The following is a 10,624-nucleotide window of genomic DNA, read 5'->3' on the forward strand; positions in this document are numbered from 1 at the left end:
TTAATTAAGCCCCCTTTTTATTTAGTTTATTTTTATCTTTTTCTTTAATAGATGTTTTATTACATATAAATTGAACTGTAATGCCAGTAATACCTATAACAATTATAGTTGTTAATATACATAAAAGTATTATTTTGAAAATATTGCCTTTAAGAGAAACAAAGGATGTCATAAGGCCTACTGAAGCTGGAATAAAGAAAAATGCTAAGTGATCTAAAAAGAAGTTAGCTAAATTTTCAACTTTTTCAACTTTTATAATATTTGATGTTAATAAAACAAATAATAAAATCATTCCTATTATATTTCCAGGTATAGGTAAATTAAGAAGCTTTGAAATTATTTCTCCTGCAAAATATATAGAAAGAAGTAAAATAGATTCTCTAAAGAATTTCATTATAGAACCTCCTTTTTTTTTAGTACAGAAATACTTTAACACTAAAAAAATAAATAGTAAACACCCATATAATCTGGAATAATTAAAACTACATTAATTAACAAAATATAACTATAAATCATAATATGAATCATAGTAATATAAATTAGTTTAGTTAAAAAGGAGTAAGTATGAGTAAATTCTTAAAAAAATTAGCTATTATTGTAGGGATAGTAGCTATTGTTGGTGCTACTTTTGCAGGATGTCAAAAGACAACTACCAAGGGTGAGAATAGTACTAAAGAAAATACTAGTAGTGAGGAATTGCAAACTGTACGATTAAATGAAGTAGTTAGATCCGTTTTTTATGCACCAATGTACGTAGCCATTAGTGAAGGTTTTTTTGAAGAAGAAGGTCTAAAAATTGATTTATCTACAGGTCAAGGTGCAGATGCAACAAGGTCTAATTTACAACATATGTCCACAATATAAAAAAGGTTGTAGAATTACCTACAACCTTAGTTTATATCCAACTTCATTAGTTTCACTGTTGTAAGTAAAATATTCTATAAAGTTCATTATTAAATTTCTTTTAGCTTCAACATCTTCAATTAAATCAATAGTATCTTTAAAAATCTTATGACTTTCTAAAAGTATTTGTTTTTTATTTCCTTCATCTTCAACATCAAAAATAGATAAATTAATTTCATTTATTTTTTTATTAATATTATCATTTTCAGTTTTTATATTTTTTATTTCTTTTTGAATCATAGATAATATATCAAGATCATCAAGTAAGGCTAATTTTTTAATAAGTCCTTGAAGTACTTTATCATTTTCAATAAGATTTTTATTTAATGTTGTTAGTTCTCTTTTTAATGCAGCATTATTATTTTTAGTTTTTTTAGAATTAATAATATCTTCAAGATTAATATTTTTGCATAAATCTATTACAAATTCTTCAAGTTCATCAGCATTGACCATTTTTTGATCACACCTAGTAGCAGATCTATTTTTTAATTCACATCTATAACTTCTATAATATATTCCTCTGTTAGTTCTGGACCAAGAACACATACTAGAACCACATTTTGCACATTTAAGTAATCCACTAAGTAAAAACTTATTGCCAGTTGCTTTTCTTGGTGATATTTTACTTGAAATTTCAGATAAAATATTTTGACACTTTATCCATTCAACACCTGAAATAACACCAGGATGTTTACCAGTAGCAATAATCCATTCATCAACCGGATTTTCTTTCTTTCCACCTTTACGCTTATTATAGACCATTAGGCCAAGTTCATTATCCTCATTACAATTAAGAGTTGAACCTTTATTTTCAAAATATTTTATAGCTTCAGCATCAGAACAACAGTAAACTGGGTTCTTTAATATTTGAAGCACTGTATTTCTACTAAAATCGCCCCCATTTTTGCCTTTTATGTAATTAGAGACTAAATACCTTGCTATTGGAACTGTACTCTTATATTGAGGATATAAGCTATATATGAGCCTTACTATTTCCATTTCTTCTGGTACAACTTCTAATTTGAACATATTTTTAACTTGACCATTATGTTCATATTGAATTTGTACAGATTTAAAGCCAAGGGGAGGAGTGCCACCTAACCATCTTCCGGTTTTAGATAATTCTAGCATATTATCTCTAACCCTTTCAGCTATAGTTTCTCTTTCTATCTGAGCGAATGTAGCTGCTATATTAATCATTCCACGCCCTATAATTGTAGTAGTATCGAATTGTTCTGTAATACTTACAAAATCAATATTATTTTTTTGAAGTATTTTATAAGAAGTTGAAAAGTCAGCAACGTCTCTAGCTATTCTATCTAGCTTATAGCAAATAAGACATTCAAATCTTTTGTTTTTTGCATCGTGAATCATTTTTTGAAATTGTGGTCTATTAGTATTTTCACCAGTTTTACCTTCATCAACATATAATAAAAAGTTTACATTTTCAGCTTCTGGGTTAGAATTAAGAAAATACTTTTTACATAAATCAATTTGATTTTCTATTGATTCACCTTTTTTAGTATTTTTTGATTTTCGTGCATAAATAGCAACATTCATATTCTATATCACCTCATTTATAGTTTTATCTAAAATAGTTCCATTATTCCAAAGTTGGGACTAAAATAAATTAGATAATTATCAATCTTATAGTATGTCCCATATTTAGCTTTATAATGCTCTATTGCTTCAAGTAAAAACCATTCAGGTACTTCTAGGAATTCGGCTAAGTCATATCTACCTTTAATTCCTATTTTATAAGCAGAAATTAAATCTACTATTCCTACTAATCTTTCATAAGCCCATTCCCTTGCTCTTAATTCTTGTTTAGCATTCATTATATCAGATTGATCTATAATATCTCCATGAGATGTAAAATGATGTCCAAGTTCTTCAGCAAGTATACAGGCTTTTTCAGAATTAGTTTCTATATTAGAATCTATTATTATTTTGCTATTTTTATACAAGCCTTTAAAACCATACTTTAAAGGCATTTCTTTAATTTTTACGTTTATTTGATATTTAATCATGAGTTTTTCATATTCCATTGTGATTTTCCTTTCTTTATCGAATATATGTTCGGTTAACGGTTAAAAAATAAAAGGGAATAAACCCTTTTATTAAGTTGGATAATTAATATAATTATATCAATTATTATTTTAGGAGGTTATAATATGAACCAAGTAAATGAAATATTAAAGTAACTATCAAAAATATTTAAAGAATCTTTAATAATGATAGCTTGTATTCAGATAATATATTGGTTGCCTAAAATTGCAAATTATTTAGCTATGATATATTTATATAAATAATTAATCTTCAGTATACGCTTCTTCCAATTGAGGGCGAGAAGATACCCCGATAAGTTTATTAACTTCTTCAATTGGAATTAGGTCTATTTTTTTATCATTAATTTCTATTTCTGTATTTTTATCAGTAAGAGTTAAAGTATTAAGTATAATATTTGTAATTTCATCACCTAGTTTTTCTTTTACTTCTTCAGAAATTGAAATACCAATATTTTCAGCACTCTCTATCATTTCAAGTTTTTGGACTATAAAGTTAGCTTTTTCAACATCATTTTTTAGTTTTGCCATCTCACTAAAGTTATCAGAAGAAATAGTATAAGCAAGCGTCATAAAAGTAAGCATTATATTAATGATTTCTTCTTTACCTTTTAGCTTGGCATACCAAGAACCACTTTCAATTTTTACTGGTAATAAAATAGATTCTTCTGAGGGAATGTCTAAACATCTGCATAATATATCATATATATTTTCTACAGCTTTATTATAGCTAGTCATTTCAGATAGAGTAATAGTTTCCCTTGTTAATCTTAGAGAAAAAGTATTATGTTCATTTATACCATCCCAATGATTATCAAGTTGCGTTTGGAATGATACAATTTCATTAATAATGGTTTTAGATAAAGAAAAAGCATGAATAAAGTTATAACATTCAATTGTAAGGTTAGAGAAGTTTACATGCATTTCTTGTGGTGAAGAAGAAATAAATAAACGTATTGCAGTTGTATAAGATCTAAGAGAAGTCATAATAATAAGCAAAGTTTGATTAGAAAAATCATTATTTAAAGCGGTTAATTTACCATTTAGTTCGCCAAGTTCAAAAAGATCAATACTGAATAAAGACTGTTTTATATCAAGTATAAGTTTTTTTGAGTTATTTACCAATACATCATAATGACCTGAAGAAAATGACCCAATACTTTTATTTATAAGATCTTTATGGTTTAAATTAATTTCATCTTTAATTAATATTGATGTACTATAAAGTGGTTTTAATTCATTTAATAATTCGTCTAATTTTTTTAAGTTGTCAACAATATCTCTAAATATCATTTTTATCCCATCCCTTTTATATCATTTTATCTAAAGTATTTTAGATTTAGTTAAATTTTAATTATTCCTCATCAAAATCATCAAATAAAGTATCTATGTAACTTTTTAATAATTTCATTTTCTTTGGTGTAATATCTTTACCTTCTAAGTGAGCTGCTATTGTTTCTACTTCAGGAGAAAGCTTTAAATCTTTAGTGTGATTTTTTATACTAGGTGTTCTTATATCGCTTACACCCATTAAGTAGTCTATAGAAACATCGAAGTAATCTGTTAACAATCTTATTATATCGCCTTTTGGTTCTCTTCCATTTTCATATCTTGAAATTGTAGATTTGGCACTACCAATATTATTAGCAAGTTGCTCAACTGTAAGTTGTTTTTCTTTTCTTAATTCTTTTAATCTTTCTGCAAAAGTTGCCATTTGAACACCTCCTTAATTAAAATTATAAAGCTCAATAACCATATTGGGAATAATTGTACCCGATTTCAGTATTTTTTTTGCAAAAATATGTTGACAAGTTCCCAAAATGGAATTATAGTATAAATATACCGGTTCCCAAATGGGATTAAGGAGGTGGGGGAATGATTAACTTAAGAAGATTAAAAGGGTTAAGAGTAGAACATGATTTAACCCAAGAAGAATTTGCTTCATGGATTGGGATGCCTATATCTACATATAGAAAGAAAGAGTTAGGTGTAAGCCCAATACAATTAGAAGAAGCTTATAAAATATCGCAATTACTTGGTGAAAGTATAGAGGATATTTTTTTTAAAAACAAGGTTCCCAAACAGGAATAAATGGGATACAAATTTAGTTTAACCAAAAATAAAAATTTGAATATTATATCTTAATAAAATTTCAAAGAGGTAAAAGCATGGGTTTAGGAACAGAAGTATTCACAATGCCAGGAAGTAAATTTAAAGCTGTTTGCATCAATCCAGTTGAAGATCCAGAGAAAATAAAAGAAATTTCAGAAAGGTATTATCAAGGATTGATTACTGCTTTAGAAATTACATTTGGAGATTCATGGGCAACAGAAGTATTTAAACGAATGGGGTGGACAGAAGAAGATTTTATAAAAGTAGGAGGGAAGTATGAATTACGAGGAAAGAAATCAATTAAAGAAGGAGATAGTGGAAAAGATAATTGAAGCTAATCCAGAAGCAACGCCTAACTTTACAATTTCATTATTGGATGAAATTAAAGAAAGTATAGTAAGTGCTGCAATGAATAGCATTTTAACTAAATAGGAGGAGAAAGTTATGGAAGTGTTAAAAATTAAGGCACTATTATTAAAGATAATGAATGAACTTTAAACATAAGATAAGTAAGGCTGAAAAGCCTTTTAAAATGGTCAAATGCGCGAAAAATGATGTAGAAAAAGTTAATAAAAAGACAGTAAAGGCGATAAAGCTTTTTAAAAATACTATAATGGCGAAAAAGACCGTTGAATAAAGAAATAATGGAGGGATAAATAATGGAAAATGTAAAACATTCTCATAAAGAGGGCATGACAATTGGCTATAGTAGCAATGAATTAACTGTTATTGATGAAAGAGAGTTATTAGGGAAGCAATTTAGAATGTATGGAAGTTATGAAAATCCTTTATTCTTAGCTAAGGATGTAGCTGAATGGATTAATTATGATACTTCATCAGTTAATAAGTTAATAATGTCTGTAGATGAAGATGAAAGGCTAGTCGGAATAACTTTCCGTTCAGGTCAAAAACGAAAATCACATTTCTTAACAGAAGATGGATTTTATGAAGTGTTGATGCAAAGTAGAAAACCAATTGCTAAGCAATTTAAGAAAGAAGTTAAGTTGATCTTGAAGCAAATAAGAAAAACTGGTGGATATATAGCAATAAATGAGAATGATGATGAAGCTTCAATTATGGCAAGAGCATTAATGATAGCTCAAAATACTTTGAATAAGAAAGATGAATTATTAAAAGCTAAGGACGAGGAGATAAAAGTTATATCAGAAGAGCTGGACGATAAGAATCGATTTATTAACCAGATAGCAGTTAGTGAAAACAGTTTGTTAGTTAGAGAAGTTGCAAAGGTTGCATCTAAAGCTGATGTAGTAATTGGGGAAAAGAAATTATGGTCCAAGCTTAGAGAGTGGGGACTAATATTTAAAAACTCAACAGAACCAAAACAATGTGGAATTGATAGAGGGTATTTTGAAGTTAATGAAGGCACTAAAGAAGCTAAAGGAAAGGTATTTACCTATAGAACTACAAGGGTAACGGGCAAAGGACAATCTTATATTATAGAAAGATTGCTTAAAGAAGCATAAGAGGGCGAATTTATGGAAGGTTTAAATTTGTGGGGAATATGTATTTTTGTAATTCCTCTAACATTGATAATAACCGTCGGACCAGTAGCAGTATTGGTATATGAAATTATAAGTTTTATAAAAAGAATCAATAAAAATAGAAGGTTCAGAAGATAATTCTAGATTAAAAAACTTTAAAGGGGTGATGAAATGAAGAAACTTAAAAAGTTAACAATAGAACAAAAGAAATTTTTAATTAATGAGGGGTTAGATCCAGCAGACTTTTTAGTTGAAAGAGCAACTACAGAGGAAGTTGTATTCTACAATATTTACACTGAAACTTTATGGGATTTTCGTAAGTAAGAAAAAAGGACATACCCCAGCGACCAAACTTAAAGGTGTGTCCAGACAAAAAAATATTCAAGTTTAGTATAGCAGAAAGGTAATAAGTATGGCAAAAAAATATTTTTGGTTAAAGCTTAAAGATGATTTTTTTAGGCAAAAAGAAATTAAGAAACTTAGAAGAATAGCAGGTGGAGATACCTTTACTATTATCTATTTAAAAATGCAACTTTTAAGTTTAAAGGATAATGGAAAGTTGTTTTATGAAGGTATAGAAGATAATTTTTGTGAAGAGTTAGCGTTGGAAATTGATGAGGATACGGATAATGTTCAATTAACAGTTAGCTATTTAATGAAACATGGTTTATTAGAAGAAGCTACTCAGGACGAATATATTCTACCTCAAACAATATCAGCGATAGGAAGCGAAAGTGATAGTGCTGAAAGGGTCAGAAAAAGTAGAGCAAAACGTAAATTGTTACAAAGTAACAAAGATGTTCAAAAGTGTTGCATAGAGCAAGAGATAGAGCAAGAGATAGAGCAAGAGATAGAGCAAGAGATAGAGCAACAACTAGAGAAAGAGTATTTTGAAATATTAAAGGATGATTATGAGGTTAAAGAGATTGAAGGTTTAATTAAATACTTTATTGAAAATAATGTTGCTGCTGATGTTGTTAAAGAAAAGTTTTTAATAGTTAGGAGTAGAAAGTCTATTAAAAATAGAGTTGGTTCTTTAATTAGTGCTATTAGAGATAATTGGGAAATGCCAAAAGAATTAAAGGAACCATTAAATCCTAAAGTTTTTAATAATTTTGATGGAAGAGATAGAAGTGAAAACAATAATCAAGGTAATATGACTTACGATGAAATTGAAAGAAAGCTTTTAGGATGGGATAAGGATGATGACATATGTTAGGAGATACTAACTTGAAGTTTATTCAGGAAGCTAAAAAGTTAAGAGAGTTTAGTCATGAAATGGAAATGGCAACACATTATAAGAAATTTAATTATGGTGCTTTTGATAGATTATTAGGACAAGTAATTGAAGAAAATGCAAGTCCTGAAGAAAGGAGGGTGTTAAGACCATGGGAGAAGAAATAAAAGAAATTTATGAGTATTTGGATGAACATGATGGATATGTACCAGAAGTATTAATTCAAAGGATTAAAAATATGTTTGATTTAAGTTTAATAAATGCTATAGATATATATTTTTCATGGAAAAAGCAATATTTAACTCCTAGAGTTAAAGTTGACTATAGTAAAAAGGGGAGGTATTGGGTAAATGCTTAAAAGAGTTAAGAATGTTGTAGAAAAGATAAAGTTTATATTTAAAGGCCCAGATAATGCTAATATTTCGTTTAAGTCAAATATTAGTATGGAGCTAAATCAAGTTTCAAAGGGAAATGCAATAAAGCAATCAAGACCAGACGATAATTCAACTTATTCAATACATGATGATACAAATTGTTTTGTAAGGAATGATTTTAAACCATTTGGTTATGAGCTTAAAAAATGTGATAAAGATTTAAAGGTTTTAGTATTAAGAGCTGCATATGGTGACGATAAATTACCATTAATTAATATTTTAAATAGAACTAAAAAGTTTAGGATAAGAAAGAAATTAATGAAAAGAATAAGCAATTAGGTATTAATGCATATGCATTTATATAAATAAAAAAATATTAAATGAAAGGACCTTTGGACAAGCTATTAATGTAGTGGGGATTACAGGGTTAGAATGGACAAGATCCTTTCAGAAATACTTATCTGGAGTAGATTATGGATAAAGAAATTTTAGAGAAAGTTGCAATAGAAGCGGTGAAATATTATTTCAATGGACTAAGTGCTAAAGAGGCTATAGATAAAGCTTTGGAGGAGAAAGGAGGTAATGAAAATAATATGGAACTAACTTGTGTATATAAAGAAAGATGGAATAGAGAAATAAATGAAAAGAAGTTTGATAGTTATCAGTTTTTAGGTAAATGGGTAGCAGATAATGCTACAGAGATAGAGATTATAGATGTTATTCAAGAAGAGGATTAGCTGAATAATTTGCTAATAATTATGATGAAGTTAAAATAATTGATTTAATACAATTTGAGGAATAAAGATACTAGAAAAACAACAAGTATTTGTATTGGCTTTTTAATTGAAACTAGGAGGAAAAATGAAAAGATATTTTTTATATTATAGTTTTGTTTCTAAAGATAGAAAAACAGGACAGGGAAATACAGAGGTAAGATGCAAAAAAATAAAATGTTTAAAAGATATACGAGATATTGAGAAATGTATACTTGAAGAAAATAAAGAGTTTATTCAAGTAGCTATAAGCAATTTTATAATGTTTTAGCGAATAATTTGAAACAAGTGCGACAGAAATGTTATTTGAAAATTGAATAATACAGCATTGGATAAAGATGTTATAATAATATTAAGTTACAGATAAATAAATTAGAATTTACAAAGGAGATTATAGATGAAATTGTTTTTATGTTCACACTTTTCAAGTGTAGGAAATCTGATAAAAGAAGAACTTGAAAATAAGAAAGTTGCATTTATTCCGACAGCTTCAATTCACGAAGGCTATACAGGTTATGTGGGTTCCGCTAGAAAATTATTCAAAAAAATAGGGTCAATATTAACAGAAATTGATATTTCAAAGGAGGAATATTCAACAATTAAATCTGTTTTCGAAGAAGCAGATATTATTTATTTTACTGGTGGAAATTCATTTTTTCTTATTGACCAATTACGAAAATCGGGAGCCGATGAATTGCTGAAGAGAGAAATGACGAATGGAAAACTAATGATTGGTGAGTCGGCAGGTGCAATTATATGTGCTTCAACAATCACATATATTGAACAAATGGATGAGAAACCAAAGGATTATTCACAAGAAGATGATAAGGGTCTTAATTTAGTTGATTTTTATGTCCTTCCACATTATCTTACTGCACCATTTAAGAAAGTTACCGAAAAGATATTGGCTGAATTTTCGGATTTGAATATTTGCCCAATTAACAATCATCAGGCAATTATCGTGAATGATAAATTTTCAAAAGTAATTTGCATTGATTAGTTTACAAATTCCAGTTTATTGATTAGCTTATTTAAGAGATAAAGAGAAGAAAACTAAAAATATGATAAAAATACTGTATTATTCAAAAATGAATTTACAGTATTTTTTTATTCGCAATTCAAAAAGATATGAAATTGTTGTGAAGGAGTGTATTTAAGTGAATAAGGAACTTAAAAAAGCATTATTTACTCTATTGTATGACCAATATGATATTCCAGATATGCAATTGGACGATAGTGAAGAATATTATATTGATTATATTGTAAATGCTTTAATAGAGAAAAATGAAAATAGATGTCCTTTTAAGTGTTATGACTGTATAGGGAAATGTACTGAAAACATGGTAGGCTGTGCAGAAGGTTTGAAGTTTGACTGCACAAGAGAGGCAGAAGAAGTATGGAGAGAATTTATAGGAATAAGTTAATTCACAATTCAAAAATTAAGTGAGGTAAGAGTATGGAAAGATTAATATTAATATTCTTGATAGTAGATATAGTAATAACAATTTTACAGTTGATTATATGTGTAAAGATATCAAAAAAACATGAGATTATGAAATAAGGTGATAAAATGAGTAAACTAATTAATGCTGGATATGGAAATTGCATAAATACATCAGAAATTTTAGCTATAATAAATCCAAATAGCAATCCAGCA

20 protein-coding genes and 1 pseudogene are annotated in these 10,624 nt (G+C 27.8%); 16 read left to right on the forward strand and 5 right to left on the reverse strand.

What is annotated here, in order from left to right:
* Window positions 1-4: 4 nt before the first annotated feature.
* The gene (locus HCG76_RS11955) at window positions 5-394 is read right to left on the reverse strand and encodes a CidA/LrgA family protein (RefSeq protein WP_221699086.1); all 390 of its coding nucleotides are present in this window, start codon (window positions 392-394) and stop codon (window positions 5-7) included.
* A gap of 170 nt (window positions 395-564) precedes the next feature.
* Here HCG76_RS11955 and HCG76_RS11960 point away from each other — a divergent pair.
* Window positions 565-831, forward strand: a pseudogene (locus tag HCG76_RS11960) (ABC transporter substrate-binding protein); the annotation flags it as partial.
* Between the two features lie 51 nt (window positions 832-882).
* Here the strand turns inward: HCG76_RS11960 and HCG76_RS11965 are convergent.
* The 4 genes from HCG76_RS11965 to HCG76_RS11980 all read right to left on the reverse strand — a co-directional run bounded on the left by HCG76_RS11965 (window position 883) and on the right by HCG76_RS11980 (window position 4,683).
* Window positions 883-2,463: a recombinase family protein gene (locus tag HCG76_RS11965; protein ID WP_221699088.1), complete on the reverse strand. Its 1,581-nt coding sequence runs from the start codon at window positions 2,461-2,463 to the stop codon at window positions 883-885.
* A gap of 29 nt (window positions 2,464-2,492) precedes the next feature.
* A complete protein-coding gene (locus tag HCG76_RS11970) occupies window positions 2,493-2,951 on the reverse strand; it encodes an ImmA/IrrE family metallo-endopeptidase (protein WP_221699089.1) in 459 nt (152 codons plus the stop codon).
* 264 nt (window positions 2,952-3,215) lie between these two features.
* A complete protein-coding gene (locus tag HCG76_RS11975; protein WP_221699090.1) occupies window positions 3,216-4,262 on the reverse strand; it encodes a hypothetical protein in 1,047 nt (348 codons plus the stop codon).
* A gap of 61 nt (window positions 4,263-4,323) precedes the next feature.
* Window positions 4,324-4,683, reverse strand: a complete 360-nt coding sequence (locus HCG76_RS11980; RefSeq protein ID WP_221699091.1) for a helix-turn-helix domain-containing protein — start codon at window positions 4,681-4,683, stop codon at window positions 4,324-4,326.
* Window positions 4,684-4,844: 161 nt separating this feature from the next.
* Between HCG76_RS11980 and HCG76_RS11985 the strand changes: the two genes are divergently transcribed.
* The 15 genes from HCG76_RS11985 to HCG76_RS19545 all read left to right on the forward strand — a co-directional run.
* Window positions 4,845-5,060, forward strand: a complete 216-nt coding sequence (locus HCG76_RS11985) for a helix-turn-helix transcriptional regulator (RefSeq protein ID WP_221699092.1) — start codon at window positions 4,845-4,847, stop codon at window positions 5,058-5,060.
* 77 nt (window positions 5,061-5,137) lie between these two features.
* Complete coding sequence (locus HCG76_RS11990; RefSeq protein WP_221699093.1) at window positions 5,138-5,413, forward strand: hypothetical protein; 276 nt, start codon at window positions 5,138-5,140, stop codon at window positions 5,411-5,413.
* A 155-nt stretch (window positions 5,414-5,568) separates the two neighbouring features.
* Window positions 5,569-5,718 (forward strand): hypothetical protein, encoded by a 150-nt coding sequence (locus tag HCG76_RS11995; RefSeq protein ID WP_221699094.1) that lies wholly within the window; start codon window positions 5,569-5,571, stop codon window positions 5,716-5,718.
* A 22-nt stretch (window positions 5,719-5,740) separates the two neighbouring features.
* The gene (locus HCG76_RS12000; RefSeq protein ID WP_260458023.1) at window positions 5,741-6,565 is read left to right on the forward strand and encodes a phage antirepressor KilAC domain-containing protein; all 825 of its coding nucleotides are present in this window, start codon (window positions 5,741-5,743) and stop codon (window positions 6,563-6,565) included.
* A 12-nt stretch (window positions 6,566-6,577) separates the two neighbouring features.
* Entirely contained in the window at window positions 6,578-6,721 is a 144-nt protein-coding gene (locus HCG76_RS12005) for a hypothetical protein (RefSeq protein WP_221699095.1), read from the forward strand.
* A gap of 33 nt (window positions 6,722-6,754) precedes the next feature.
* Window positions 6,755-6,907, forward strand: coding sequence for a DUF6906 family protein (locus HCG76_RS12010; RefSeq protein WP_221699096.1), 153 nt, complete (start codon window positions 6,755-6,757; stop codon window positions 6,905-6,907).
* A gap of 88 nt (window positions 6,908-6,995) precedes the next feature.
* Window positions 6,996-7,802 carry a phage replisome organizer N-terminal domain-containing protein gene (locus HCG76_RS12015; RefSeq protein WP_221699097.1) on the forward strand — a complete coding sequence of 269 codons (807 nt, stop codon included), beginning with the start codon at window positions 6,996-6,998 and terminating at the stop codon, window positions 7,800-7,802.
* 11 nt (window positions 7,803-7,813) lie between these two features.
* Window positions 7,814-7,987, forward strand: coding sequence for a hypothetical protein (locus HCG76_RS12020; RefSeq protein WP_221699098.1), 174 nt, complete (start codon window positions 7,814-7,816; stop codon window positions 7,985-7,987).
* Window positions 7,972-8,178 (forward strand): hypothetical protein, encoded by a 207-nt coding sequence (locus HCG76_RS12025; RefSeq protein ID WP_221699099.1) that lies wholly within the window; start codon window positions 7,972-7,974, stop codon window positions 8,176-8,178. The genes HCG76_RS12020 and HCG76_RS12025 overlap by 16 nt, the downstream gene beginning before the upstream one ends.
* Complete coding sequence (locus HCG76_RS12030) at window positions 8,171-8,533, forward strand: hypothetical protein (protein ID WP_221699100.1); 363 nt, start codon at window positions 8,171-8,173, stop codon at window positions 8,531-8,533. The genes HCG76_RS12025 and HCG76_RS12030 overlap by 8 nt, the downstream gene beginning before the upstream one ends.
* Window positions 8,534-8,667: 134 nt before the next feature.
* Complete coding sequence (locus HCG76_RS12035) at window positions 8,668-8,931, forward strand: hypothetical protein (RefSeq protein ID WP_221699101.1); 264 nt, start codon at window positions 8,668-8,670, stop codon at window positions 8,929-8,931.
* A gap of 124 nt (window positions 8,932-9,055) precedes the next feature.
* Entirely contained in the window at window positions 9,056-9,238 is a 183-nt protein-coding gene (locus HCG76_RS12040) for a hypothetical protein (RefSeq protein WP_221699102.1), read from the forward strand.
* Window positions 9,239-9,364: 126 nt separating this feature from the next.
* Window positions 9,365-9,967, forward strand: a complete 603-nt coding sequence (locus HCG76_RS12045) for a Type 1 glutamine amidotransferase-like domain-containing protein (protein ID WP_221699103.1) — start codon at window positions 9,365-9,367, stop codon at window positions 9,965-9,967.
* A gap of 157 nt (window positions 9,968-10,124) precedes the next feature.
* Window positions 10,125-10,391, forward strand: coding sequence for a hypothetical protein (locus HCG76_RS12050; protein WP_221699104.1), 267 nt, complete (start codon window positions 10,125-10,127; stop codon window positions 10,389-10,391).
* 146 nt (window positions 10,392-10,537) lie between these two features.
* On the forward strand, window positions 10,538-10,624 hold an 87-nt coding region (locus tag HCG76_RS19545; protein WP_221719006.1), incomplete at its 3' end, for an extracellular matrix/biofilm biosynthesis regulator RemA family protein.

This window comes from Clostridium sp. K13, from assembly GCF_019734195.1.
Taxonomy (GTDB): domain Bacteria; phylum Bacillota; class Clostridia; order Clostridiales; family Clostridiaceae; genus Clostridium.

Coding starts and splice junctions, on each gene's coding strand:
- HCG76_RS12010 (WP_221699096.1), top strand. CDS start 6,755: ATGAAGAAACTTAAAAAGTTAACAATAGAACAAAAGAAATTTTTAATT.
- HCG76_RS12000 (WP_260458023.1), top strand. CDS start 5,741: ATGGAAAATGTAAAACATTCTCATAAAGAGGGCATGACAATTGGCTAT.
- HCG76_RS12005 (WP_221699095.1), top strand. CDS start 6,578: ATGGAAGGTTTAAATTTGTGGGGAATATGTATTTTTGTAATTCCTCTA.
- HCG76_RS11970 (WP_221699089.1), bottom strand. CDS start 2,951: ATGGAATATGAAAAACTCATGATTAAATATCAAATAAACGTAAAAATT.
- HCG76_RS11965 (WP_221699088.1), bottom strand. CDS start 2,463: ATGAATGTTGCTATTTATGCACGAAAATCAAAAAATACTAAAAAAGGT.
- HCG76_RS12015 (WP_221699097.1), top strand. CDS start 6,996: ATGGCAAAAAAATATTTTTGGTTAAAGCTTAAAGATGATTTTTTTAGG.
- HCG76_RS12035 (WP_221699101.1), top strand. CDS start 8,668: ATGGATAAAGAAATTTTAGAGAAAGTTGCAATAGAAGCGGTGAAATAT.
- HCG76_RS11995 (WP_221699094.1), top strand. CDS start 5,569: ATGAACTTTAAACATAAGATAAGTAAGGCTGAAAAGCCTTTTAAAATG.
- HCG76_RS11990 (WP_221699093.1), top strand. CDS start 5,138: ATGGGTTTAGGAACAGAAGTATTCACAATGCCAGGAAGTAAATTTAAA.
- HCG76_RS11985 (WP_221699092.1), top strand. CDS start 4,845: ATGATTAACTTAAGAAGATTAAAAGGGTTAAGAGTAGAACATGATTTA.
- HCG76_RS12040 (WP_221699102.1), top strand. CDS start 9,056: ATGAAAAGATATTTTTTATATTATAGTTTTGTTTCTAAAGATAGAAAA.
- HCG76_RS11980 (WP_221699091.1), bottom strand. CDS start 4,683: ATGGCAACTTTTGCAGAAAGATTAAAAGAATTAAGAAAAGAAAAACAA.
- HCG76_RS11955 (WP_221699086.1), bottom strand. CDS start 394: ATGAAATTCTTTAGAGAATCTATTTTACTTCTTTCTATATATTTTGCA.
- HCG76_RS12045 (WP_221699103.1), top strand. CDS start 9,365: ATGAAATTGTTTTTATGTTCACACTTTTCAAGTGTAGGAAATCTGATA.
- HCG76_RS12025 (WP_221699099.1), top strand. CDS start 7,972: ATGGGAGAAGAAATAAAAGAAATTTATGAGTATTTGGATGAACATGAT.
- HCG76_RS12030 (WP_221699100.1), top strand. CDS start 8,171: ATGCTTAAAAGAGTTAAGAATGTTGTAGAAAAGATAAAGTTTATATTT.
- HCG76_RS11975 (WP_221699090.1), bottom strand. CDS start 4,262: ATGATATTTAGAGATATTGTTGACAACTTAAAAAAATTAGACGAATTA.